The sequence below is a fragment of the Streptomyces gardneri genome, assembly GCF_006539185.1.
GTDB lineage: Bacteria > Actinomycetota > Actinomycetes > Streptomycetales > Streptomycetaceae > Streptomyces > Streptomyces gardneri.
Window position 1 is genome coordinate 13,219 of the sequence record NZ_BJMN01000066.1, and the last position, 23,794, is coordinate 37,012.

A 23,794-nucleotide genomic window follows, 5' to 3' on the forward strand; every position below is an offset into this window, starting at 1 on the left:
CTCGGGCCATCGTCGACAGGCCCTCACAGGGGGGTGCCGCTGGGCATCCTTGTGCGAGGGCACCTGGTCGAGAAGCTACCGAGTCGCTGAAACAAATGGTGTGCGCAGGTTCGGCGACGCTGCCGAAGTACCCCATCCGGCGGATGACGCCCCATGGCCCGTGACGACCTCGATTTCAGGTCTCTGATGCTGCTCCCGGTCATCGCCGCCGGGCGTTCCTCGGCAAAGGTCACCAAGGCCCTCGACCGACATGCGTCGGATGGCGCCGGGGGGCAGATTGGAGGTGTACGACCCACCGGACGGCGACGCCTCGGCGGCCAGGCCGGACGAGCGGAGGAGCCTCTCCATGACGACCCACGCGACTGCACCCGGTCGGCGAGCGGACACGCGCAGCGGCGGATGGATGGTGGGCGCCGTCGCCATCATGATCTTCAGCTTGCACGTCGCGCCCCGGCCGGTGCGTGCCTGACGTCCCGGGACCCGTACCCGTGGCAGGCGGAACAGGGGCAGAGGAGCTGCCGCGACTCGTGCTCGTCGTCGGCGTCGCCGGGTCGGGCAAGACGACGGTGGGGCGCCTCCTCGCCGAGCGTCTCGGCTGGGCGTTCCGGGACGGGGACGAGTTCCATTCAGAGGCCGACCGCGCCAGGATGGCCGCCGGTCATCCCCTCACGGACAGCGACCGGGGACCGTGGCTCGAAGCGATCCGGGAGTGGATGGACGAGGCGATCGCCTGCCGTCGCCAGGCTGTCGTGACCTGCTCCGCGCTCAAGCGTGCGTACCGGGACGCGCTGCTGGCCGGGCGCCGCGAAGTGCTCCTGGTGTACCTGCACGGCTCGCGCGAGCTGCTGAGCTCGCGGTTGGCCTCTCGGCACGGTCACTTCTTCCCGGCGGGCCTGCTGGAGAGCCAGCTCGCGGAACTCCAGGAGCCGGCACCCGACGAACGCCCGTTGGTGGTGGAGATCGACCAGCCTCCCGAGGCCGTCGTCACGGCGGTTCTCTCGCTGATGCGCCGGGAATCCGCTTCCGGGAGATCGGCGGCCGGATCGGACACGGAGCATGCCGTCCGCGCCGGCGCGCGCAACGGGTCATCCCCGCCCCTCGGCCCCACCGGCGAGTCATGGCGGTTGGTTCACGGAGCACAGAGCGCGGTTGTCGTCCAGCTGGGCGGCGCCCTGCGCGACTACGTCGTGCAGGGCCGACCTCTGCTCGACGGGTTCTCCGCGGGGTCCGCCATCACGGGCGGACGAGGACAACTGCTCATCCCTTGGCCGAACCGCGTGGGCGACGGGCGCTACGACTTCGGCGGCAGGAGCCTGCAACTCCCCCTGACAGAGGTCGACAAGAACAACGCGATCCACGGACTGCTCCGCTGGACCCTGTGGAAACTGCTCGCCCGCACCGATGACGCGGTGATGCTCGGCGCGACCCTCTGTCCTCAGCCCGGATATCCGTTCCTCGTGGAGGTCCGTGTCGACTACCGGCTGGGGCCGGAAGGTCTCAGGACCACCGTCCACGCCACCAACACCGGTACGGAGGCGGCCCCTTACGGGGTGGGACAGCACCCCTATCTCACGATCGGCACCGACCTCGTCGACAGTGCCCTGCTGACCGTTCCCGCCCGGTATCTGCTGCGTACCGACGAACGTGGTCTGCCGATCGGCAGGGAGTCCGTCGACGGCACCCCGTACGACTTCCGCACCGCCCGCCCCATCGGCGGTCTGAACCTGGACACCGCCTTCACCGGACTCGACCGCGCCCTCGACGACCGGGCCGTGGTGCGACTGGCGCATCCCTCGGGGCTGCGGGGTGTCGATCTGTGGCTCGGCGAAGGCGCCCGGTACGTGCAGGTGTACACGGGCGACACACTGGCGGAACCCGAGCGGCGTCGGCGTGGTGTCGCCGTGGAGGCCATGTCCTGCCCGCCGGACGCCTTTCGCAGCCGCACGGATCTCACCGTGCTCGAGCCGGGCGCCACACATGTGCTCAGGTGGGGCCTCAGCCCCTGGGGGCCGCCATGACTCCGTCCGCACGATCCGCGGCCGTGCCCGATCCCGGTATGCCCGCGCACGAGTTCCGGGCGCTCTACGAGCGGCTACGGCGCGGAGCAGCACGATCGACGGAGGAGGGTCGGCCTGGCGCGCTCCGCCACGTGACGCCCGAGCGGGTCGTGGCCGCCGTCGCGGAGGTCCGCCTCGGACGTACGGTGTCGCTGGCCGCTCCGATCGAGACCGTGCCGGGCCCCGACGACCCCGAGCCCGCGGTGCACCGGATGACCGGGCCTCCTCCGGACGACCTCGGCGCGGAGGGACTGCACTTCGCCACCGACCGCTTCGCCATGAACGTGCACGGGGACGCGGACAGCCATCTCGACGCGCTCTGCCACGTGGTGCTCGACGGGGAGCTGTACGGCGGGGTGCCTGCGAGCAGTGTGACGCCCGAGGGCGCCCGTGCGCTCTCCGTGGCCCTGGCCGCTGACGGCATCGTCGGTCGGGGCGTGCTCCTGGACATCCCGCGGCTGCGTGGCGTGCCGTGGCTGGAACCGGGCGACCAGGTGACGTCGGACGATCTGACCGCGGCCGAGGCCGTGCAAGGGGTCAGCGTCGGGCCGGGAGATCTGCTGTTCGTCCGGGTGGGGCATCGCCTCCGCCGTACGGAACTCGGCCCGTGGAACTCGGCGACGGCTCGGACCGGCCTCCACCCGACGGCCCTGGGGTTCCTGGCCGAGCGGAAGGTCGCTGTCCTGGGCGGAGACGGCAACAACGACACCGCGCCCAGCACCGTGCAGGGCATCTCCTTCCCCGTGCATGTCCTGGCCATCCATGCCATGGGCATCCATCTGATGGACTACCTGCAGTTCGAGGACCTGGTCCCGGTCTGCGCGCAGACCGGGCGATGGAGTTTCCTGTGCGCGGTCGCCCCGCTGCGGCTGCCCGGAGCCACTGGCTCGCCGGTGAACCCGATCGCGGTGCTGTGACGGACGGGGCCGGTCGGCGACCACCGCTCCGGTCGCCGTTCAGGGGGAGGACGGCTACGTTCGAACGGGTGGGACGCTCGGCCCCGCACAGCGGGGAAAAGGGACACGACGCCAGTTCAGGGCCATGATCACAAGGACGGTGGTCGCCGTGGGCGACGCCCCTCACTACGACGTCGTCATCATCGGTACCGGCGCCGGCGGTGGCACTCTCGCCCATCGACTCGCCCCGTCCGGCAAACGCGTACTCCTCGTCGAACGCGGCGACTATCTGCCACGCGAGCGCGACAACTGGGATTCGACGGCCGTGTTCGTCAAGGGCAAGTACCGGGCGCCGGAGTTCTGGCTGGACAAGGACGGCAGTGAGTTCCCGCCCGAGGTCAACTACTACGTCGGCGGAAACACCAAGTTCTACGGTGCCGCCCTCTTCCGGCTGCGGCCCGAGGACTTCGGCGAGCTCCGGCACCACGGCGGCCTCTCCCCCGCCTGGCCGATCCGGTACGAGGATCTGGAGCGGTACTACACGCAGGCCGAGCACCTCTACCTCGTGCACGGACGGCACGGTGAGGATCCGACCGAGGGCGCGGCGAGTGCCCCGTACGCCCATCCGCCCGTGGAGCACGAGCCGCGCATCCAGCAGTTGAGCGACGACCTCGAGAAGCGTGGTCTGCACCCCTTCCACCTGCCGATCGGTGTCAACCTCAGCCAGGAGGACGGGGGGCGGGCCACCCACTCCAGTGTCTGCATCCGCTGCAACCGGGTGGACGGCTTTCCGTGTCTCGTGCGTGGCAAGTCCGACGCCGAGGTGATCTGCGTCGAGCCCGCCCTGCGACACCCCAACGTCGAGATGGTCACGAACACGCACGTGGTCCGCCTGGAGACCGATGCGAGGGGACGCAGCGTCAGTGCGGTCGTCGGCCGGCTTCCCGACGGTTCGGAGGTCCGGTTCACGGCGGATGTGGTGGTCGTCTCCTGCGGGGCGGTCAACTCGGCGGCGCTGCTGCTGGCCTCGGCAAACGAGCATCATCCCAACGGATTGGCGAACAGCTCCGACGTGGTCGGCCGTTTCTACATGCGCCACAACAACCTGGCCCTGATGGCGGTGTCGAAGGAGCCCAACGGCACTCAGTTCCAGAAGACCCTGGCCCTGCACGACTGGTATCTCGGGGCGGACGACTGGGACTACCCGCTCGGCGGCATCCAGATGCTGGGCAAGTCGGACGCCGAGCAGATCCACGGCGAGGCCCCACGGTGGGCCGGTGCGGTGACGCCGGACATGCCGTTCGAGGTGCTGGCGCACCACGCCGTCGACTTCTGGCTGTGCGGTGAGGACCTGCCACTGGCCGACAACCGGGTCACCCTTGATGGTGACGCCCGCATCCACCTCGCTCTCGACGAGAAGAACAACGTCGAAGGTCTGAAGCGGCTACGGCACAAGCTGCAGGGCATGCTCGGCCACCTGGGCATGCACGAGCACCACCTGCTGTCCCACAGCATCTATCTGCACAAGGGCATGCCGATCGGTGCGACGGCACACCAGGCGGGCACCGTACGCTTCGGCACCGACCCAGCCGCCTCGGCGTTGGACGTCAACTGCAAGGCTCACGATCTCGACAACCTGTACGTGGTCGACACGAGCTTCTTCCCGAGCATCGGCGCGGTCAACCCGTCCTTGACGGCCATCGCGAATGCGCTGCGAGTCGGCGACCACCTCATGGCCCGGCTGGGCTGAGAGCGGAGCCTCTGGTCCGATCGGACGAAGATGCTCGGCCCAACGGCCCAACGGGGGTTCCCCCTGCATGCCGACGGCCGCGGCCGGTGGTTCCGTGACCTCCGTGCCTGCCCCGCTGCAGCCGGGCAGGCACGGAGCGCAGCCGCAGGAAACGAGGAGACAGGGGCATCATGGGTTCCACCGTGGAAGGACCGCAGGGTGTGATCCCCGCACGCCTGCTGCATGGCCAGAAGGCGCTGGTCACCGGAGCCAACTCGGGCATCGGCAAGGCCACGGCCATCGGCCTGGGCCGAGCCGGTGCCGACGTGGTTGTGAACTACGTGGCGGGCCGTGAGGCCGCCGAGGAAGTGGTCGAGGAGATCGCTTCGTTCGGGGTGCGCGCGGCGGCATACGAGGCGGATGTGTCCCAGGAGGACCAGGTCACGGCCATGATGGACCGGATGGTCAAGGAGTTCGGGACCGTCGACATCCTGGTTGCCAACGCGGGATTGCAGCGGGACGCCCGGCTCACCGAGATGACCCTCGCGCAGTGGCAGAAGGTCATCGATGTCAATCTGACCGGTCAGTTCCTTTGCGCCCGGGAGGCGGCCAAGGAGTTCCGGCGCCGCGGCGTGGTCCCCGAGGTGTCCCGCGCCGCCGGGAAGATCATCTGCATGAGTTCGGTGCACCAGATCATCCCGTGGTCGGGCCACGTGAACTACGCGTCCTCCAAGGGCGGTGTGCAGATGATGATGCAGACCCTGGCCCAGGAGCTCGCACCGGAGAAGATCCGTGTGAACGCGGTCGCCCCGGGGGCGATCAAGACGCCGATCAACCGTGCCGCCTGGGAGACGGCCGAGGCCCGGCAGGACCTCCTGAGGCTGATCCCGTACGACCGGATCGGCGACCCCGAGGACATCGCCAACGCCGTGGTCGCCCTCTCCTCCGACCTCATGGACTACGTCGTGGGGACCACCCTCTACGTCGACGGCGGGATGACTCTCTTCCCGGGCTTCGCCACCGGCGGCTGACCCTCTTCCGGACGTCACGAACAGCGAAGGCGTGTATGCCCACCTCGTTCCACCTGCTGGCGGATGCTCCGGCCCAACTCCTGCCGGCCCGGGAACTCATGGCCTTCACCCTGGCGTCCCACATCATCCTGGTCCCGCTGGGTGTGGCCTTTCCCTTCATCACCCTGGTGATGCACTACCGCGGGCTGCGCCGCAAGGACGCCACGGCGCTGCTCCTGGCGCGGCGCTGGTCGGCCGTCATGGCGGTGCAGTTCGCGCTCGGCATCGTCACCGGCACGGTGCTCTCCTTCGAGTTCGGCCTGCTCTGGCCGGGGCTGATGGGCAGGTGGGGTGACGTCTTCGGCATCGGATTCGGTGTCGAGGCCTGGGCGTTCTTCCTGGAGGCCGTCCTCATCGCCATCTATCTGTACGGATGGCGGCGGCTGAAGCCCCGTACGCACTTCCTGCTCGGGCTACCCCTCCCGGCCGCGGCGCTCCTCGGAGCGTTCGGCATTCTGGCGGCCAACTCCTGGATGAATACGCCACAGGGCTTCTCCCTGGACTCCGAGGGCAACCCGGTCGACGTGAACGTCTGGAAGGCGATCTTCACCCCGATGTTCGGGCCGCAGTACTGGCACTTCGTCGTGGCCATGGTCCTCACCGCGGGCTTCATGGTGTCCGGTGTCTACGCCGTAGGCTGGCTGCGCGGCCGCCGGGACCACTATCACCGACTCGGTTTCGCCGTTCCGTTCACCATCGCCGCGGTGGCCACTCCGCTGCAGTTCGTCCTGGGCGACTCCATCGCTCGGTCGGTGTTCCACAAGCAGCCCGTGAAGTTCGCCGCGTTGGAGATCGTCTGGGAGACCGACACCCGAGTACCGGAGTATCTCTTCGGGCGGCTGAACGAGGACGGCACCGTCTCTGGCGGCCTCAAGATCCCGCTGCTCGACTCGGTCCTGGCCGGATTCAGCCCGGACACGAAGGTGGTGGGCCTGACCTCCGTCCCGGCGGACCAGCGGCCGACGGCCACTCAGGCGACCATCGCCCACTGGGCCTTCGACATCATGGTCCTGATCGGATCCGTACTGGTGCTGCTCGCCCTCTGGTACGGCCTGGTCTGGCTGCGGCACCGACGGCTTCCGGCGTCGAAGTGGTTCTACCGCTCAGCGGCCTGTGCGGGCGTCGCCTCCGTCGTGGCCGTCGAGTCGGGTTGGATCGCCACCGAGGTGGGACGCCAGCCCTGGATCGTCTACCAGAACATGCGGGTCGCCGAGGCGGTGACGTCGACCCGCTCCACCACACTCTGGATCATGCTGGCCGTGGTGATGGTGGTGTACGTGTTCCTCTTCGGATCGTTCCTCGTCATCCTCCTCAAGATGCGTACGCGCTGGCGGCTCGCCGACGAGCAGCGGGCGGCAGGAGGGCCGTCGCCTCACGCGCCGGAGACGGACACTCCCTACGGGCCACGGGCGCCCGTCCCCGCGGGTGACGCCCCGGCCGCGGACGGCGGAGCCGCTGGGGCCGAAGGCGGCCGCCGATGACCGCCGACCTCATCGCCGTGGTGCTGCTCCTCGCCGTGGCCGCGTACGCCTCTGCGGGCGGTACGGACTACGGGGCCGGCTTCTGGGATCTGACCGCCGGGGGCGCGGAGCGCGGAAAGCGTCCCCGATGGCTCATCGACCATGCCATGGCTCCCGTGTGGGAGGTCAACAACGTCTGGCTGATCTTCGTCCTCGTCATCATGTGGACCGGTTTCCCCATCCTGTTCCAGACCGTGTTCTCGGCGATGTGGCTCCCCTTGGCCCTGGCCGCCATGGGCCTGGTGCTGCGCGGCGCCGGCTTCGCGTTCCGCAAGCCCTCCCGACGGCTCGTCGGCCGACGGCTGTACGGTGCCGTGTTCGCCGTGGCCTCGGTCGTCACACCGTTCTTCCTCGGGGCCGCCGTCGGCGGGGTCGCGTCAGGGCGGGTGGCGCCCGGTACCGAGGCCTCGGTGGACGCGTGGGCCAATCCCACCTCCCTGATGTTCGGGCTGATCGCCATCGCGGCGACGGCCTTCGTCGGCGCGGTCTTCCTCACGGGGGACGCACGGCGGTTCGACGCGGCCGATCTGATCGGCTACTTCAGGTGGCGGGCCCTGGGCAGCCTCGCCGTGCTCACCCTTCTGGCGGTGATCACCGGGTTCGTCACCCACGAGGACTCCCCCTACGTGTGGCACGGGCTCACCCACGGTCTGGGACTGCTCTTCGTCGTCGTGGCCGGGGTGGCCGCCCTCGCGACCGCCTGGCTGCTCCGGCGGACGCCGGGCGCGTGGATGCGCGTCACGGCGGTCGGGGTCGTCGGCTCCGCCGTCCTCGCCTGGGGCATGGCCCAGCGCCCGTACCTCCTCCCCACCTCGCTGACCGTGGCCGACGCCGCGGGTGCGCCCGCCACACTGACGTGGCTGGCGATCGTCACCCTGGTGGCCTTCGTACTCGTCGTGCCGGCCGTCGTCCTCCCGTACTGGCTGGACACCCACGGAGAGCTGGAAGAGCTCACGGACGCCGAGCTACGGCGTGGAGGCGGCACGGCCGGTGACGGTCCGGCACCCGGCGGCTGATCGCCCGGCCTCATCGTGGACACTCCCCCGCGCCCGGACCCCGACGAAGGAAACCGCTGTGACCGACGACGAGATCCTTCTCGGACTCGCCCTGACGGTGGTGCTCGCCACCGGCTCGCAGATCCTGGCGAGCAAGCTGCGCGTCCCCGCCCTGATCATCCTGCTTCCGGTCGGGTTCGCCGCCGGTGCGATCACGGATGTCATTCATCCGGACAGGTTGATGGGGCCGACCTTCTCCGCCCTGGTGTCGATGTCCGTCGCGGTGATCCTTTACGACGCCGGCCTGGGGCTCGACCTGCGCAAGCTCACCGGCCACACCCGGGGGATCGTGGGGCGGCTGCTGGTGTACGGCGTGCTGCTCACGTTCCTGGTCATCGCCACGGTGTCACCGGCGATGTTCGACATGCCGCTGCGCGTGGCCTCGATGCTCGGCGTGATCCTCGTCGTCTCAGGCCCCACCGTCGTGGCTCCGCTGCTCGACTTCGTACGGCCCACCGACAAGGTACGACGCATCCTGATCTGGGAGGGGACGCTGACCGACCCGATCGGCGGCATTCTCGGCGCGCTGACCTTCCACGCCATCGCCACGACGCACCAGATCGACATCGGCCGGGGATACCAGCTCGGCCAGTTCGCCATCAGCCTCGCCGTCGGGCTCGTCGGCGGGGCCGTGGGAACCGCCCTGCTGTGGTTCACACTGCGTACCCTGAGACTCGGCGAGACCCTGGGGACGCTGTCTCAACTGGCCACGGTGATCGCCGTATCGGCGGGCTGCGACATCGTGCGGGACGACACTGGGCTCATCGCCGCGATCGTCACGGGACTGGCCGTCGCCAACATCCGCGGCTTCGACATGCCCGCTCGGCGCCCCTTCCTCGAGACCCTCGTCCAGCTGATCATCGGTCTGCTGTTCGTCTCCATCTCCTCCACCGTCACCCCGGCATCCCTGGTACCGGTCCTTCTTCCCTCACTCGCCCTCATCGCGATCCTCGTCCTGGTGGTGCGGCCGCTCGTGGCCTACCTCTCGACGACGCACTCGGGTCTGACACGAGGCGAGCGGGCCTTCATCGGATGGATGGACCCGCGCGGCATCGTCGCGGCCGCCACGGCATCGGCCTTCTCCGCCAGCCTCGTCGACCGAGGGATCAGCGGGGCCGCGAGGATCCTTCCCGTCACGTTTCTGGTGATCGTGGGAACCGTGCTGCTCTACTCGCTGACGGCGGCACCCGTCGCCAGACGGCTGGGCGTCGTCAGAGAGGCGGGCACGCGCATTCTCCTGGTGGGCGGGGAGCCGTGGGTGGTCGACCTAGGACGGGCCCTGCGGTCCGCGGGACTGGACGTGCTGATGTGGGCGGGCCTCGACGAACAGCGCGAACGCATCAAGGAGACGGGGATCGACCTGGCCACAGGCGATCTGCTGGCCACGGCCATCAACCCCGGGGCCCGACTGGAAGGAGTGACGGCCGTGTTCCTGGCCACCGACGACGACGACTTCAACGCGCTCGCCTCGGTCGTGATGCAGGACAACGTCGAAGGGCCCGTCTACCGGGTCGGCCCACCGCACGACAGCCATGGCGTGGTCGCTCCCTACACCGGCGGCGACATCCTCTTCGGCCGTTCCCTCGTCCGTCACGTCCTGGCGGAGCGCTACGAGCGAGGTGCGCGGTTCGTGGTGCAGCCGGCCTCCGACCCGCTGCCGGCGGAGCACGACACTCTCTTCGTGGTCCGGGCCGACCATCGGCTGGCTCCGGTCACCGAGCGGCAGGAGACCGTCCCTCAGAAGGGGGACACCGTCGTCCTCCTCGGTTCTGTCCCGACGGAGGCCGGGCGGTGAACCTCGCGCACGGTTCCGTGCGACTACCTCCCGCCCCTGGGCGCCCCGTTGAGCTTCGCGTCCAGGGTGATCGCCGCATCGATCAGGGCCAAGTGTGTGAAAGCCTGCGGGAAATTGCCCAGCTGCCGTCCCGTCAGGGCGATCTCCTCGGAGTACAGGCCCAAGTGGTTGGCGTACGTGAGCATCTTCTCCAGCACCAGCCTGGCCATGTCGGTGCGTCCGGCCCTTGCCAGGGCGTCGACGTACATGAACGTACACAGAGAGAAGGTTCCCTCGGAACCGCGCAGTCCGTCGGGTGACGCCTCGGGGTTGTAGCGGTATACCAGGCTGTCGCTGACCAGCTCACGCTCCATCGCGTCCAGGGTGGACTTCCACATCGGATCGCCCGGCGTGATGAACCCGACCGTCGGCATGCGCAGCAAGGACGAGTCGAGGACGTCGTCACCGTAATGCTGCACGAAGGCCTGCTTCTGCGGGTCCCATCCCCGGCTGAGCACCTGCGCGTAGATCTCGTCGCGCGCGCCCACCCAGCGGCCGCCGGCCGCGGGACGGCCGTCGTCATAGGCGATCCGCAGGGCGCGGTCGAAGGCCACCCAGGACATCACCCGGCCGTACGTGAAGTCCTTCCGGCCGCCCCGGGTCTCCCACAGCCCTTCTCCGGGCTGATCCCAGTGGTCGACCAGCCAGTCGAGCAGAGTGTGCAGCGCCTTCCAGCCCCCGTTGTCGAGGTGCATTCCGTGCCGGTGCGCGAAGTAGATGCTGTCGAGCGCTTCGCCGTAGATGTCCAGTTGCAGCTGGGTCGCGGCTCCGTTGCCGATGCGGACGGGGGCGGAGCCGCAGTACCCCTCCCAGTGTTCCAGGGTCTCCTCGATCAGGTCGGAGGAGCCGTCGACGCGGTACATGATGTTCAGTGGTCCGGTGCCGTTTCCTTCGCCGGCCTTCTCCTTGACGCGGTCGTGCAGCCAGCCGATGAACGCCTTCGCCTCTTCCTTGAAACCCAGGCCCAGCAAGGCGTACACCGAGAACGAGGCATCACGGATCCAGGTGAACCGGTAGTCCCAGTTGCGCTCCCCGCCCAACTGTTCGGGCAGCGCCGCCGTGGGGGCGGCCACCAGAGCGCCGGTCGGTGCGTAGGTCATGAGCTTCAGCGTCACGGCCGAGCGTTCCACCGCCTCCCGCCAACGGCCCGCATAGGTGGACTGGCCCAGCCAGGAGCGCCAGAAGCCGACTGTCTCGTCGAAGAGCTGCTCGAACTCCGCCACTCGGACCTCGTGCGGCGGCCCGCCGGGAGACGACTCCATGATCAGGCCACGCTGCTGGCCCGCCTGCAGGGTCAGACGGAAACGCAGGTCCTTGTCACCGGAGAGGATGGTCAGCAGTCGGTCGTCCTGCGGCTCACGGACGGCGTGGACGGCGAGGTTCATGTCCTCCGAAGTGAACAGGGCCCCGTGCTCCGAGATGTGCAGCTCGTGCGGCTTGCGGCCGTAGTCGAAGCGCGGAGCGATCTCCCCTTCGAAGGTCATGCTGCCCCGCACACAGCGCAGCATGCGGACCAGACGATGCCGGTCCGTCGCCGTCGTGCCGGTCACCGGCATGAAGTCGACCACCTCGCCCGCTCCGGCCTCGGTCATGAAACGCGTCACCAGAACGGCGGTGTCCGGGTGGTAGAGCTGCCTGGTGGTGAAGGAACCCGCGGCCGGCCTGACGGTGAAATGGCCGCCGTCCCGCCGGTCGAGCAGAGCGCCGAAGACACTGGGCGAATCGAAGCGCGGACAGCAGAACCAGTCGATCGTCGCATCGGTTGTCACGAGGGCCGCGGTCTGCAGATCGCCGATCAGGCCGTGGTTCTCGATCAGGGGGTAGTCGTCCATCTTGAGCCCCTTTCGGCCCCGGCAGACAACGATCGGGCACCGTCACGCGGCGCCCGAGGTGGTCCAGGCACCATTCGGCCAGCTTAGGCCGACGGTGTCGTCCCGTCCTGGCGAGCCGGTGGCACCGGGCGCCGACGACTGCTCCCCCGCTGCGCCGTCCCAAGAAGGGCTCTACCGTGAGGTGGCAGTGCTCCCGCTCAGGCCCGCGGCCGCGTGTGCCTCATGAGCACCGGGCTCCTCCGGGTGAAGGAGGCGTGACGTGGGTGTCCTGACGTCCTGGGCAGCCAGATTCAGGCTGCGGCAATACGTCAAGGCAAGTCTGTGGATCGTGCCGTTGTTCGGTCTCGTCCTCGGCGCCCTGCTCGCTGAGCTCGCCCTCGCGGCCGACGCTGCGAACTGGCCGAGCGGCTGGCACTACTCCGCCACGACGGCGAGCGGTGTGCTCTCCGCCATCGTGGGGGCGATGGTGGCGTTGCTCGGATTCGTCGTCACCATCGGCGTGCTGGTTGTGCAGCAGGCGACGGGAACCCTCTCCCCTCGCTATATGCGCCTGTGGTACCGGGACCGGCTGCAGAAAGCGGTGCTGGCGACCTTCACCGGGACGTTCGCGTTCGCGTTCTCCTTGCTGCGCAGCGTCGAAACCGACTCCGTCCCCGACCTCGGGGTCACCCTGGCCGGTGTAGCGGTGGCCGTCAGCCTCGTGCTCCTGCTCATCTACCTCAACCGATTCACCCACAGCCTCAGGCCGGTGGCCATCGCCGATCTGGTCACCCGCATGGGAGAGGCCGTCTTCACGAGAGGGGCAGCGGCGATCCGGGACGCGGCGCCACGCGGAGACGGGAACGTGTCGTCCGACGGTCCGGTGCTACGCCTGCGTACCGGGCGCGGGGGAGCCATCCAGGCGTTCAACGTGGCCGGGCTGGTCGCGGAGGCGGCGCGCCACGACTGCGTCTTCGTAGTACCCCGGCTGATCGGCGACTTCGTACCGCCCGGCACTGTCCTCATCGAGGTCCACGGGGGCACGTCGAAACCGGACCCGGACCGGGTGACCGCCCTCGTCGCCCTCGGGGCCGAGCGCACCATCGAGCAGGACCCCGCCTTCGCCCTGAGGGTCCTCGTCGACATCGCCATCAGGGCCCTCTCCCCAGCGGTGAACGACCCCACGACCGCGGTGCAGGTGATCAATTACATCGAGTCCTTCCTGCACACGGTCGGCAACACACACCTCCCCGGTCGTTATGTGCTGGCCGACCGCCACGAGCACGCCCGGCTCGTGCTCCCGGGGCGTGACTGGGAGAACTTCCTTCAACTCGCCGTGTGCGAGATCCGCGAGTACGGCGGGTCGTCCATGCAGGTCTGCCGTCGGCTCCGCGCCATGCTCGAGGGCCTGCTCGACACCCTGCCGCCGTCCCAGCACGCCGCTGTGCGAGCGGAGCTCAGCCTGCTGCAGGAGGCGATCGAGCGAGAGTTCACCGACCCGGCCCGCCGGGCCATCGCGCAACAGCCCGACCACCAGGGCATCGGTGGTCGGTACCCCTCCTAGGGGGATGCACGGGTCGCCAGGACGTAGGCGCAGGCGAGGGGACCCGGTCTCGGACCATGGGCCTGGCCGGCACCGCCGCACTGGACAGCGTGAACGCGGCGGGTCCGCAGGAGGGCGAGACCGTGCTGGTCTCCGGCGCCACCGGCGGCGTCGGTGCGCTGGTCGTGCAGATCGCCGCCGCCCGCGGAGCGAAAGTGATCGCCACCGCCCGTCCCGGCACGGAGGCTGCCTTCGTCACCGGCATGACCGACGCCGGGGTTCACCGGGTCGACTTCACCGGCGACCTGGATGCCCAGATCCGTACCCTTGCCCCCGGCGGGGTGGACGCGGTGCTGCACCTGCCGGCGACGGCGCCCAGCTCGCGGGCATGCTGCGGCCGGGCAAGCGGATCGCCTCCACCCTCGGCTTCGGCCCCGACGCCGTCGAGGGCCAGGACGTCACCTGGTCCGGCCGCCACCACGCCGCACTCGACCACCTCCCGGTACTGCCCCACCCCGCCGGCAGCAGACCCGGCTTCCGCTGTGGCTCGGCGTCGGAGGCACCCCTGCCAGCGCGGAGCGCGCCGAACGCCTCGGCCTGCCCATGGTGCTGGGCCTCATCGGCGGCGACATCCGTCGCTCCCGCCCCCTCGTCGAGCGCTACCGCACCGCCAGGCAGGCCGTCGGACACGCACCCGACACCCTCAAGTTGGGCCTCACCAGCCACTTCTACGTGGGCAAGACATTCCAGGGCGCCCGCGAGAACCTGTATCCGTACTACCGGGAGTACCTGCGGCCCAAGACCCCGGGCGGACGTGGCTGGCTCATCGGCCCGACGAATTCCAGGCCGTCTCAGGCCCGTTCGGCGCACTCATGACCAGCAGCACCCAGGAAGTCATCGACAAGATCCTTACCGAACACAAACTCCTCGGAACCAGCCGCTTCATGGGCCAGATCGACCTCGGCGGCATGCCCACACACCTGGTCAACGACTCCATCGAACTCCTGGCCACCGAAGTCGCCCCCGCCATCCGCAAGGAGACGCGACCGCAGAGTCAGTCCTGGAGGCACCTCTGAGCAGTGTTTGCCGATGGACACAGCCCAGTTGACAGGACACCGCTGCGCCACCAACGGCCACTGGACCGGGCCAGACATCTGACCTGCGGTTCTGTCATCTGTGGCGCACCTTGACCCGGTCAAGGTGCGCCAAAGGTTCATTCAAGGGGGGTTGGTCCCCAACTGGTCCCCAGAAATGATCAAAAGGCCGTATCGGAATCACTCCGACACGGCCTCTGACCTGCGACTCTTTCGAGTCGGGACGACAGGATTTGAACCTGCGACCCCTTGACCCCCAGTCAAGTGCGCTACCAAGCTGCGCCACGTCCCGATGCTCGTCCTCCGCGGGTTTTCCCCGCGTCGGCGTGCAGGAGAAACACTACCTCACTCCGGGGGGTGGCCTGACGCACGGGCTGTCACCGCTGTCGCGGCGAGGGCGTCTGCGCCGCAGGTGGCGGCCAGGGTGCCCGCTCGGGCGAGGGCGGCGGGGGACCCGGTGGCACGGGCGAGGTCGAGGTGGGCCCGGGCCTCCTCGTAGCGGGACGGGGAGGCGGCGAGGTGGGCGACGGCGCGGGTGAGGAGGTCGCGGGCCTCCGGTGGGTCCGCGAAGAGGGCGGAGCAGCGCAGGGCCTCGCCGAGGGCCGTGGGGGTGCCGAGGCGTTCGGCGTGCGCCAGGGCCTCGGCGGCGATTCCGGCCGCGCGGCCGGGGTCGACGGGGGCGAGGGCCCTCGCGAGGTCGAAGGGCCAGGGGGCCCAGACGACGTGGTGCCGGCCTCGAGTGGTCAGCGCCTCGGCGGCCTCTTCGAGGGTGCGTACGGCTTCTTCGGTGCGGCCTTCCGCGAGCAGCAGCCGGCCGAGGACGCTGGGGCCGTCGGGCAGCACGATCGCGCCCGGCCAGGGCGGGCCGAAGGCGTGGCGGTCGGCCACGCTCCGCGCCTCGGCGGTACGGCCGCGGGCGAGGAGGGTGTCGACGAGGAGGCAGGCGGTGTCCCAGTGGACGGGGAGCCCTTCGCCGACCCGGTCGGCCAGGCGCAGCGCCTCCTCCAGGTGGTGCTGGGCGCGGGGCAGGTCGCCGCGGCGGCGGTGCACCAGGCCGAGGAGGGCGTGGGCGAAGGCGAGGTGGGCGCCGCTCCAGCCGGAGATCTCGAAGGCCCGGACCGCCTCGGTGAAGAGGGCCTCGGCCCGGTCGGGCCGGTCGGCGAACGCGTACGCGATGCCGGTGAGGGCCGGGATCTCGAAGCCCCAGGTGGGGTCCGTCCAGCCGAGGCCGCGGGCCGGCCGGCCGTCGGCGAGGGCGAGGTCGCAGAGGCGGACGACCTCGTCGGCGGGTTCGCCGCGGAGCATCGCGTCGAAGCCCCGGACGGCGACGAGCGCCCGCTCGGAGTTGTCGGCGCCGGTGAAACCCGCGGTGAGCTCGGCGAGGCGGCGGGAGCGGTCCGGGCCGTCGTCCTCCACGGCCTGGAACCCCTCGTACATGAAGTGGGCCGCCTGCAGCCGGCGTCGGCCGGTGCCCGGCGGGGTGCGGGCCGCCTCGGCGGCGACGGCCCGTGCCGCTTCCTGGAGTTGGTTGTTGTGGGCGAGGGCCTGCGCGAGCCGGTAGGTCGCGTCGGTGCGCAGGGTGTCGTCGAGGCCGGGCAGGTCGAGCGCGGAGCGCAGGTGCAGGACGGTCGCGGCCGGTGCCGTGAGCAGGGACGCGCAGCCGAGTTCGTACAGGACCCTCGCGTACGTGGCGGGGCCCGGCGGCTCGGCGAGGGCCCGTTCCAGGCAGCGGCGGGCCGCGTCGGGGGCGCCGACGGCCAGGTGCTCGACGGCGGCTGCCCTGAGCCGGCGGACGACGTCCTCGTCGTCGTCCGGGTGGACTTCGAGGAGGTGGCGGGAGGCGGCCGCCGGTCCGTGGCCCGCTTCGGTGAGCGCCCAGGCCGCGCGCCCGTGCAGGGCGGTACGGACGCCCGCCGGCACCGAGCCGTAGACGGCGCTGCCGATGAGGGGGTGCGCGAACTCCAGCGGGTGGCCCGCGAGTGGGTGCGGCGAGGGCGGCGCGGTGACGATCCTTGCCGTCCGGAGCCGTTCCGTGTGGTCGGTGAGCTCCCGCGCGTCCATGCCGGTGAGCTGCGCGAGGAGGTCCGGTGTGCTGTCCGCGCCGAGGACGGCGACCGCCCAGGCGAGGCGGGTGGGACCGCTGCCGAGCGCTTCGAGGCGGGCGACGAGGCCGCCGCCGCGGGCGCCCGCGGCGAGTCCTCGGAGGAGGCCCGCCGTGCCCGCGACGGGTTCGAGTGTGCGGTCGCGGACCTTGGCGAGGAGTTCGACCGTCTCGTACGGGTTGCCCGCGGTCACCGTCCACAGCTCCTGGCAGAACGACTCGTCCGCGTGGTCGCCGAGCGCCTCGCGGGCCAGCTCGGCGGTGGCTTCGCGGGTGAGGGCGCAGAGGCCGAGCGTCAGGAGGGCCCGGTCCGCCATTGCGGCGAGCGAGTCGGTGCCGTCCGCTCTGTCGTCGGCTTCGCCCGACAGCGGGCGGTGGGCGAGGACGACGAGGACCGGCAGCCCGTGGTCCTGCCGCGTGCGCGTGAAGGCGTCGAGCCAGGTCAGGGTCTCGGTGTCGGCCCAGTGCGCGTCGTCCACGAGCAGGACCGGGGGCCTGTCCCGCAGGCCGTCCGCGAGGCGGTCGAGGAGCCGGACCAGTCCGTCCCGTACGCCCTGCGGGTCGACGGGCGCGGCCGACGGCGCGGGCGGCGGGGCGAGACCGAGGGCCGGGGCGACGAGGTCGAAGTGGTCGCCGAATAGATGGTGGACACCGTTGGGGCCGTAGCCGTCCAGGGCCGGCTGGAGGAGCTGGCGGGTGAGGTGGAAGGGGACCTGGGTGAGGGTCTCGCCGCCGCGTGCGGTCAGGACCGTGCACCGGTCCCGGGCCATGCGGTGGATCTCGGCGAGCAGCGATGTCTTGCCGACCCCCGGGGCGCCCCGGAGGACGAGGACGCCGCCCCGGGCGGGTCCGCCGGCCGTGGCCCCGGCGACGAGCGCGTCGACGGCGTGACAGGCCGCGGCGAGCTCCGGACCGCGTTCGAGCAGGGCGCCCCGCTCCGGGCGGGCAAGGGCGGTGAACGATCCCGACACCCCTGCGGGCTGCGGCTGTTCGGCTTCCGACGGCACCGGTGACTCACTCCCCCCACAAGAGCTACGGTCACGACGCGGCCCGCCTGCTCCGTGCGACCCACACGGCCCCGGGAAACGTCGGACCGACGAGCCTACCGCCCCTGATCGTCACGGGGGCGACAATGGGCGGGTGAACCGGACGACGAGGGATCGCGACGAGGAGGGCCGGGCGCGGAGCGCACGCCCCCGTGACGGGCTCGGCCGCCCCTTGCCGTACGGGGCGGAGGGAGTGCCCCGGCAGCCCGAGGGCGTCGTGCGCACCCCCGGCGAGACCGTGCGCGAGGCGCAGCGGCTCCTCGACGCCGGGATGCCCTTCCACGCCCACGAGGTCTTCGAGGACGCCTGGAAGTCGGGCCCGGCGGCGGAACGCGATCTGTGGCAGGGGCTCGCGCAGCTCGCGGTCGGGCTGACACACGCGGCGCGCGGGAACCGGGAGGGCGGGGCGCGGCTGCTGCGGAGGGGCGCCGACCGCCTCACGAGCCGGTCGTGGGAGCGGACTTCCGGCGGCCGGGACGAGAGTGCGCAGGCGAGCTCGGAGCCGAATGCAGAGACACGTGCGGAGGCAGGTTCGGAGGCAGGTTCCGACGGGAGCGGGCACGGGAGTCCGCGCACGATTCCGTACGGGATCGATGTCGGCGGACTCGTCACGTGGGCGCGGGAGTTGGCCGAGCGTGCCGAGACGTCCCCTGCGGCGGTCGACGCCGCCGGCGAGGCCCCGCGGTTGCGCGGCCAAGACACGTAGGCCCGGCGCGTGAGGCCAGGCACGTGAGGCCAGGCACGTGAGGCCAGGCACGTGAGGCCAGGCACGTGAGGACCGCTACTCCCCTGCCCGCGGGGCGAGTTCGCGCTCCAGTACGGACGTGTGGCTGACCGAGGGGTCCTTGGCCGCCGTGAGCAGCGTGACGGTCTCCCCGGCCGCCATCTCCCTGAGCCGGTCGAGGGCCGCGGCGGCGTCGGGCGCGGCGAGCTCGGCCTCGTACCGCCGGCAGAACTCGGCGTACTCCCCCTCGGGGCCGTGGTACCAGCGGCGCAGTTCGGTGGAGGGCGTCAGGGCCTTGGGCCACTCGTCGATGTGGGCGTCCGTCTTGGCGAGCCCGCGGGGCCAGAGCCGGTCGACGAGGACGCGTACCCCGTCGTCGGGCGACGGGGGCTCGTAGATCCGGCGGACGTGGACGTGGGGGTTGCTCGGAGGCATGCCTCCAGGGTGCCGGACGGACCCGTGGGTCACCTCTCGGCGCGCAGCGCCGGAAGGAGGACGGCGTCCACGAATCCGCTCATGGTCGAGGTCTCGGCGAACCGCTCCTCGAAGATCCGCTCGATGCGGAGCATGCCCATGAAGCAGGGGGCGACGAAGGCGATCGCGGGGTTGTCGGCTGCGACCTCGCCGCGCTCGACCGCGCGCGCGACGACCGCGTCGATGGCCGCGACCTCGGGCGCGATGACGGTCTCGCGGAGCGCGGCGCGCAGGTCGGGGTGCTGGATGAAGGCCTGGGCGACGGCCTCCATGAGCTCGGCGTCGCGCTCGCGGTGCGAGGCGGCGATACGGGCGGCCTCGCGCAGGTCTCCGGCGAGGGAGCCGGTGTCGATGCCGGCGAAGACCGTGCAGCGGCGCCGGGCGAGGGCGGCGGTGACGAGCTGCGGTTTCGTGCCCCACTGGCGGTAGAGGGTGGCCTTGCCGCACTTGGTGCGGGCCGCGACGCCCTCCATGGTCACCGAGTCGTAGCCGCCCTCTCTGAGGAGGCAGATCACCGCGTCGTAGAGCTCCGTCTCACGCTCCGGCGTGATCTTGCTGCGACGGGCTGCGGCGGTCGCGGCCTGTGTGGACATCGGATCCTCCCGAACGCCTCTTCCTCTGCACATACGAGAGTAGGGGGTGCACAATCGAGACGCAAACGTATCGAGACGCTTGCGTCTCGATGAATTCGGATCTAGGCTCACTCCGTTTGCTGCCGATTTGACGGATTAGAGGGGCCGCGCGATGGCTGCCGGGATACGCGGGACACGAGGACGACGTCCTCCAGGACCGGGGACGACGGCTACCCCCGGCCCCGACGAGCCCGAGGGCCGTGAGGCCGCCGCGAGACCGCCGCTCCTGCGCGAGTTCGTGCTCGTCACCGCGCTCTTCCTCGTCTACAAGTTCGGCCGCCTCGTCGCCAACGGCCACGAGGCCCGCGCCTTCCGCAACGCCGACCGCGTCTGGGACGCCGAGCGCGCGCTCCACCTCCCCGGCGAGGGAACGATCCAGCAGCTGCTGATGCACGGCGAACCGCTGATCCGGGCCGCGAACACCTACTACGCGGCCGTGCACTTCCCCGCCACCATCGCCTTCCTCGGCTGGCTGTACTGGCGCCGCCCCGCCCACTACGTGTGGTCGCGCCGGGTACTCGCGCTCCTCACCGGTGCCGCGCTCGCCCTGCACCTGCTGATGCCGCTCGCCCCGCCGCGCATGCTCGCCGCCACCGGCCTCGTCGACACCGCACGGGTCTACGGTCCGTCCGTGTACGGGGCCACTCCCGAGGCGGACTCGATGGCGAACCAGTTCGCCGCCATGCCGTCGCTGCACTTCGGCTGGGCCCTGATGGTCGCGATCGGCCTGATCGCCGCCAGCCGCTCCCGCTGGCGCGTCCTGTGGCTGCTGCACCCGCTGCTGACCCTGCTCGTCATCGTCGGCACCGCCAACCACTACTGGTTCGACGCGCTGGCCGCCGCCGTGCTTCTCGGCCTCGCGCTGCTCGCCGTCCGGGCCCCGGGCCACGGCAGGGCGGCGCCGCCACCCCTGCCCCGGCAGCGCGACACGACCGCTCTCCCGGCGGGAGTCCTGCGATGAGCCCCGTCGCCGGCACCGTCCTCGCGGTGCTCCTCTCCCTCGTCTCCGCCGCCGGATACGCACTCGCCGCCGTCGCGCAGTCCCGACTGGCCGCCTCCTCGGCCCCGGACGAGCGTGGGGCGCTCCGCGCGCTCCTCGCCCGCGGGCAGTGGTGGTGGGCGGTCGGGCTGAACGCCGCCGGGGCCCTCGCCCATGTGGCCGCCCTGCACTACGGGCCGCTGACCCTGGTCCAGCCGCTCGGCGCACTGACGCTCGTGGCGGCGCTGCCGCTGGGCGCGTACTGCGCACGCCGCCGGGTGACCCGGACCGAGTGGCGCGGGGCGCTGCTGACCCTGGGCGGGCTCGTCGGCCTGGTCGCGATGACCGGACCGGCGGAGCCCGGCGAGGCCCTCACCCTGCGCGAGGCCCTGATCGTCGCCGCGGCGACGGCCCTCCTGATCGCCGCGCTGGCCTCGGGCCGACTGTCGCACGGGCGGGGCGGCGGACGCGGCGGCGACCACGGCGCCGGCCGGGGCGGCGAGGGAGGCAAGCGCGCCAGCGGGCTAGGGCACGCGACGGCCTCCGGCATCGCGTCCGGCGTCGGCTCCGCCCTCACGCAGACCCTGACGGCGGCGCTCGCACTCGAACTGCCCGGCCGGGAACCCGTCTGGTGGCAGACCGCGCTGCTCGCGGTCCTGATCTCGGGCTTCGCCGTGGGCGGGCTCCTGCTCTCGCAGGCGGCCTACCGGGGCGGGCTCGCGGCGCCCCTGGCCGTCGTCAACCTCTCCAACCCGGCGGCCGCCGCGATCATCGGGGTGGCCCTGCTCGGCGAGACCTTCCGGGCGGGCGCGTGGGGTTGGCCGGTCGCGGCCGCGGCCTCGCTGGTCGCGGCGCGGGGCGTGGTGCTCCTGACGAAGGGCGGCACGCCCGCCCCCGACACGCCCTCGATCTCCGACCCGTCGGCCACCCCCTCCACCGTGGTGGCGGGATCCCTGCCGGTGCCGCCCCGGAGCACCGAACTCCCCTCACCCCTCCGCACGCCCCTCCCGTCACCCCTCCCCGAGTCCTCACTCACGTCACATTGACGCAAAGCCGGGGAACCCCCTATCGTCAACATGACGACAAGGGGGTTTCCATGGCTGACATCACCCGGCGGTCCGGCTGGCGCCATCTGCGCTCCGCGCCCACCGCCCACATCCGCCACCAGCGCCGCGGGCAGCTCGTCCACGACGGCGAAGGGCTGAGCTTCTGGTTCCGGCCGCGCACCGCCGCCCTCTCCGAAGTGCCCGTGAACGACCGCGAGCTGGCCATGGCCTTCCACGCCCGCACGGCCGACTTCCAGGACGTGAGCGTGCAGTCCACCGTCACGTACCGGATCGGCGATCCGGGCGCGGCGGCCACCCGGCTCGACTTCTCGATCGACCCCGACACCGGCGCCTGGCGCGGTACGCCGCTGGAGCAGATCGCCACCCTCCTCACCGAGACCGCCCAGCAGCACGCCCTCGACGTGCTGGCCCGCACCACCCTCGCGGCGGCGCTCGTCGACGGGGTGGCCGCCGTGCGCGACCGGATCTCGGCGGGCCTCGCGGACGAACCGCGCCTGCCGGACACCGGTATCGAGCTGGTCGCGGTCCGGGTGGTGGCGATCCGCCCCGAGCCGGAGGTGGAGCGCGCCCTGCGCACCCCCGCCCGTGAGCAGATCCAGCAGGAGGCGGACCGCGCCACGTACGAGCGCCGGGCCGTGGCGGTCGAGCGCGAGCGCGCCATCGCCGAGAACGAGCTCGCCAGCAAGATCGAGCTGGCCCGCCAGGAGGAGCGGCTCGTCGAGCAGCGCGGCACCAACGCGCGCCGCGAGGCCGAGGAGAGCGCCGCCGCCGACGCGGTACGGGCCGAGGCCGAGGCCGTACGGACGGTCCGGCTCGCTCAGGCCGAGGCCGAGGCGGCGCGCGTGGTCGGCGAGGCGCGCGCGGGCGCGCAGTCGGCGTGGCTGCGGGCGCACGGAGAGGCGGATCCGGCGACGCTGCACGCGCTGGCCGTGACCCGGGCCGCGGAGAACCTGCCCCGCATCGAGCACCTGACGCTCTCCCCCGACGTGCTGACCGGGCTCCTCGCGAAGCTGGGCGGCGGCGAGGGCGGGGCCAGGTCGTGAGCCTCGCGCCGCGCGCGGTCCTCGTGCACCGGACCACGGAGTACGAGGAGCTGCTCGCCCGGCACGGCACTCACGGCCAGGCCGCGTTCTTCCTCTCCGCGCGCGGCCGTTCGGTCGAGGAGGTACGGGAGCGGCACGAGCGCGTCCACCGGGCGCTCGCCGAAGTGGCGGGCGCGGTCCCGCTGTCGTGGCGGCAGACCCGGGTGGAACGCGCCGACCTCGACCGGTTCCTCTTCGGGCCCGAGGACGTGGTCGTCGTGGTCGGCCAGGACGGCCTCGTCGCCAACGCGGCGAAGTACCTGTCGGGGCAGCCGGTGATCGGCATCGACGCTGACCCCGGCCGCAACGCCGGCGTCCTGGTCCGGCACCGCGCGGCGCAGGCGCGGCGACTGCTGCCGTACGCGGCGGGGGCGGGGGCCGCGGTCGACGAGCTGACGATGGTGGAGGCGGTGACCGACGACGCGCAGCGGCTCCTCGCGCTGAACGAGATCTACGTCGGCCCGCCCGGCCACCAGACCGCGCGCTACACCCTGGGGTTCGACGGCCCGAAGGTCCCGCCGAAGCCGAATCCGAAGCCGACGAAGGAGCGGAAGCACGGGCAGGAGCAGGAGCAGCAGGAGTCCGAGCCGCAGGCCTCGTCGGGCGTGCTCGTCGGCACCGGCACCGGGGCCACGGGCTGGCTGCGCTCCCTGTGGGAGCAGCGGTCCAGCGCGCTCACCCTGCCCGCGCCGGCCGACGCCCGGCTGGCGTGGTTCGTCCGCGAGGCCTGGCCGTCGCCGACGACCGGTACCAGCCGCGTCGAGGGCCTCCTCGACGCGGGCCAGGGCCTGCGCCTCACCGTCGAGTCGGACCGTCTGGTGGCCTTCGGCGACGGCGTCGAGTCGGACGCCCTGCACCTGACGTGGGGCCAGACGGTCCGGCTCGCGGCGGCGGACGCCCGTCTCCGGCTGGTGGGCTGACGGGCGGCCCGGGAACCGGCCCGTCCGTCAGTCAACCCACCGTCCCGGTCATCACTCCCGGCCCGACGGGGCCCGGCGGGGGCCCGGCGGGGGTCCGGCGGGGGTCCGGCGGGGGTCCGGCGGGGGTCCGGCGGGGGTCCGGCGGGGGTCCGGCGGGGGT

At 71.6% G+C, this 23,794-nt stretch carries 19 protein-coding genes and 1 tRNA gene; 15 read left to right on the forward strand and 5 right to left on the reverse strand.

From position 1 onward, the window contains the following. Positions 1-488: 488 nt before the first annotated feature. The 7 genes from SGA01_RS36520 (at position 489) to SGA01_RS36550 (ending at position 10,122) form a co-directional block, all read left to right on the forward strand. Positions 489-2,018 (forward strand): gluconokinase, GntK/IdnK-type, encoded by a 1,530-nt coding sequence (locus SGA01_RS36520; protein ID WP_167534259.1) that lies wholly within the window; start codon positions 489-491, stop codon positions 2,016-2,018. 38 nt (positions 2,019-2,056) lie between these two features. Then, positions 2,057-2,974, forward strand: coding sequence for a cyclase family protein (locus SGA01_RS36525; protein ID WP_141302369.1), 918 nt, complete (start codon positions 2,057-2,059; stop codon positions 2,972-2,974). A 124-nt stretch (positions 2,975-3,098) separates the two neighbouring features. After that, on the forward strand, positions 3,099-4,703 hold the full coding sequence (locus SGA01_RS36530; protein ID WP_371866285.1) for a GMC oxidoreductase: 1,605 nt from the start codon (positions 3,099-3,101) through the stop codon (positions 4,701-4,703). A 170-nt stretch (positions 4,704-4,873) separates the two neighbouring features. Continuing rightward, positions 4,874-5,713 carry an SDR family oxidoreductase gene (locus SGA01_RS36535; RefSeq protein WP_141302338.1) on the forward strand — a complete coding sequence of 280 codons (840 nt, stop codon included), beginning with the start codon at positions 4,874-4,876 and terminating at the stop codon, positions 5,711-5,713. A 35-nt stretch (positions 5,714-5,748) separates the two neighbouring features. After that, positions 5,749-7,233, forward strand: coding sequence for a cytochrome ubiquinol oxidase subunit I (locus tag SGA01_RS36540; protein WP_141302340.1), 1,485 nt, complete (start codon positions 5,749-5,751; stop codon positions 7,231-7,233). Continuing rightward, on the forward strand, positions 7,230-8,288 hold the full coding sequence (locus SGA01_RS36545) for a cytochrome d ubiquinol oxidase subunit II (RefSeq protein WP_141302342.1): 1,059 nt from the start codon (positions 7,230-7,232) through the stop codon (positions 8,286-8,288). The genes SGA01_RS36540 and SGA01_RS36545 overlap by 4 nt, the downstream gene beginning before the upstream one ends. Positions 8,289-8,346: 58 nt before the next feature. Continuing rightward, complete coding sequence (locus tag SGA01_RS36550) at positions 8,347-10,122, forward strand: cation:proton antiporter (RefSeq protein WP_141302344.1); 1,776 nt, start codon at positions 8,347-8,349, stop codon at positions 10,120-10,122. A gap of 23 nt (positions 10,123-10,145) precedes the next feature. Here the strand turns inward: SGA01_RS36550 and SGA01_RS36555 are convergent, their stop codons facing one another. Then, positions 10,146-11,993, reverse strand: coding sequence for a glycoside hydrolase family 15 protein (locus SGA01_RS36555; RefSeq protein WP_141302346.1), 1,848 nt, complete (start codon positions 11,991-11,993; stop codon positions 10,146-10,148). Positions 11,994-12,252: 259 nt separating this feature from the next. On the opposite strand from SGA01_RS36555, the gene SGA01_RS36560 reads away from it, so the two are divergent. The 3 genes from SGA01_RS36560 to SGA01_RS36570 all read left to right on the forward strand — a co-directional run bounded on the left by SGA01_RS36560 (position 12,253) and on the right by SGA01_RS36570 (position 14,591). Continuing rightward, complete coding sequence (locus SGA01_RS36560) at positions 12,253-13,536, forward strand: DUF2254 domain-containing protein (RefSeq protein WP_141302348.1); 1,284 nt, start codon at positions 12,253-12,255, stop codon at positions 13,534-13,536. A gap of 288 nt (positions 13,537-13,824) precedes the next feature. After that, positions 13,825-14,391, forward strand: a complete 567-nt coding sequence (locus SGA01_RS36565) for an LLM class flavin-dependent oxidoreductase (RefSeq protein WP_141302350.1) — start codon at positions 13,825-13,827, stop codon at positions 14,389-14,391. After that, complete coding sequence (locus tag SGA01_RS36570) at positions 14,388-14,591, forward strand: hypothetical protein (protein ID WP_141302352.1); 204 nt, start codon at positions 14,388-14,390, stop codon at positions 14,589-14,591. Before SGA01_RS36565 ends, SGA01_RS36570 begins: the two co-directional genes overlap by 4 nt. 236 nt (positions 14,592-14,827) lie before the next feature. On the opposite strand, the gene SGA01_RS36575 is transcribed toward SGA01_RS36570, so the two are convergent. Both SGA01_RS36575 and SGA01_RS36580 read right to left on the reverse strand, forming a co-directional pair. Next, positions 14,828-14,901: transfer RNA gene (locus SGA01_RS36575), tRNA-Pro, on the reverse strand. Positions 14,902-14,954: 53 nt separating this feature from the next. Beyond that, a complete protein-coding gene (locus SGA01_RS36580) occupies positions 14,955-17,636 on the reverse strand; it encodes an AAA family ATPase (RefSeq protein WP_141302371.1) in 2,682 nt (893 codons plus the stop codon). 214 nt (positions 17,637-17,850) lie between these two features. Between SGA01_RS36580 and SGA01_RS36585 the strand changes: the two genes are divergently transcribed. Beyond that, the gene (locus SGA01_RS36585; protein ID WP_141302354.1) at positions 17,851-18,462 is read left to right on the forward strand and encodes a DUF309 domain-containing protein; all 612 of its coding nucleotides are present in this window, start codon (positions 17,851-17,853) and stop codon (positions 18,460-18,462) included. Positions 18,463-18,537: 75 nt separating this feature from the next. Here the strand turns inward: SGA01_RS36585 and SGA01_RS36590 are convergent, their stop codons facing one another. Both SGA01_RS36590 and SGA01_RS36595 read right to left on the reverse strand, forming a co-directional pair. Next, positions 18,538-18,915 (reverse strand): DUF488 domain-containing protein, encoded by a 378-nt coding sequence (locus tag SGA01_RS36590; RefSeq protein ID WP_141302357.1) that lies wholly within the window; start codon positions 18,913-18,915, stop codon positions 18,538-18,540. A gap of 29 nt (positions 18,916-18,944) precedes the next feature. Next, the gene (locus SGA01_RS36595) at positions 18,945-19,547 is read right to left on the reverse strand and encodes a TetR/AcrR family transcriptional regulator (RefSeq protein ID WP_055640384.1); all 603 of its coding nucleotides are present in this window, start codon (positions 19,545-19,547) and stop codon (positions 18,945-18,947) included. Positions 19,548-19,698: 151 nt separating this feature from the next. Here SGA01_RS36595 and SGA01_RS36600 point away from each other — a divergent pair, with 151 nt between their 5' ends. Genes SGA01_RS36600 through SGA01_RS36615 form a run of 4 tightly spaced genes read left to right on the forward strand, consistent with a single transcriptional unit; the run spans position 19,699 to position 23,634 of the window. After that, complete coding sequence (locus SGA01_RS36600; RefSeq protein ID WP_141302359.1) at positions 19,699-20,547, forward strand: phosphatase PAP2 family protein; 849 nt, start codon at positions 19,699-19,701, stop codon at positions 20,545-20,547. Then, a complete protein-coding gene (locus SGA01_RS36605) occupies positions 20,544-21,611 on the forward strand; it encodes a DMT family transporter (protein ID WP_141302361.1) in 1,068 nt (355 codons plus the stop codon). The genes SGA01_RS36600 and SGA01_RS36605 overlap by 4 nt, the downstream gene beginning before the upstream one ends. Before the next feature lie 50 nt (positions 21,612-21,661). Continuing rightward, positions 21,662-22,675 carry an SPFH domain-containing protein gene (locus SGA01_RS36610; protein ID WP_055640386.1) on the forward strand — a complete coding sequence of 338 codons (1,014 nt, stop codon included), beginning with the start codon at positions 21,662-21,664 and terminating at the stop codon, positions 22,673-22,675. Next, positions 22,672-23,634, forward strand: coding sequence for a hypothetical protein (locus SGA01_RS36615; RefSeq protein ID WP_141302363.1), 963 nt, complete (start codon positions 22,672-22,674; stop codon positions 23,632-23,634). The genes SGA01_RS36610 and SGA01_RS36615 overlap by 4 nt, the downstream gene beginning before the upstream one ends. Positions 23,635-23,794: the final 160 nt, after the last annotated feature.

Coding starts and splice junctions, on each gene's coding strand:
- SGA01_RS36535 (WP_141302338.1), top strand. CDS start 4,874: ATGGGTTCCACCGTGGAAGGACCGCAGGGTGTGATCCCCGCACGCCTG.
- SGA01_RS36605 (WP_141302361.1), top strand. CDS start 20,544: ATGAGCCCCGTCGCCGGCACCGTCCTCGCGGTGCTCCTCTCCCTCGTC.
- SGA01_RS36595 (WP_055640384.1), bottom strand. CDS start 19,547: ATGTCCACACAGGCCGCGACCGCCGCAGCCCGTCGCAGCAAGATCACG.
- SGA01_RS36565 (WP_141302350.1), top strand. CDS start 13,825: ATGCCCAGATCCGTACCCTTGCCCCCGGCGGGGTGGACGCGGTGCTGC.
- SGA01_RS36540 (WP_141302340.1), top strand. CDS start 5,749: ATGCCCACCTCGTTCCACCTGCTGGCGGATGCTCCGGCCCAACTCCTG.
- SGA01_RS36600 (WP_141302359.1), top strand. CDS start 19,699: ATGGCTGCCGGGATACGCGGGACACGAGGACGACGTCCTCCAGGACCG.
- SGA01_RS36555 (WP_141302346.1), bottom strand. CDS start 11,993: ATGGACGACTACCCCCTGATCGAGAACCACGGCCTGATCGGCGATCTG.
- SGA01_RS36590 (WP_141302357.1), bottom strand. CDS start 18,915: ATGCCTCCGAGCAACCCCCACGTCCACGTCCGCCGGATCTACGAGCCC.
- SGA01_RS36530 (WP_371866285.1), top strand. CDS start 3,099: ATGATCACAAGGACGGTGGTCGCCGTGGGCGACGCCCCTCACTACGAC.
- SGA01_RS36570 (WP_141302352.1), top strand. CDS start 14,388: ATGACCAGCAGCACCCAGGAAGTCATCGACAAGATCCTTACCGAACAC.
- SGA01_RS36525 (WP_141302369.1), top strand. CDS start 2,057: ATGCCCGCGCACGAGTTCCGGGCGCTCTACGAGCGGCTACGGCGCGGA.
- SGA01_RS36610 (WP_055640386.1), top strand. CDS start 21,662: ATGGCTGACATCACCCGGCGGTCCGGCTGGCGCCATCTGCGCTCCGCG.
- SGA01_RS36545 (WP_141302342.1), top strand. CDS start 7,230: ATGACCGCCGACCTCATCGCCGTGGTGCTGCTCCTCGCCGTGGCCGCG.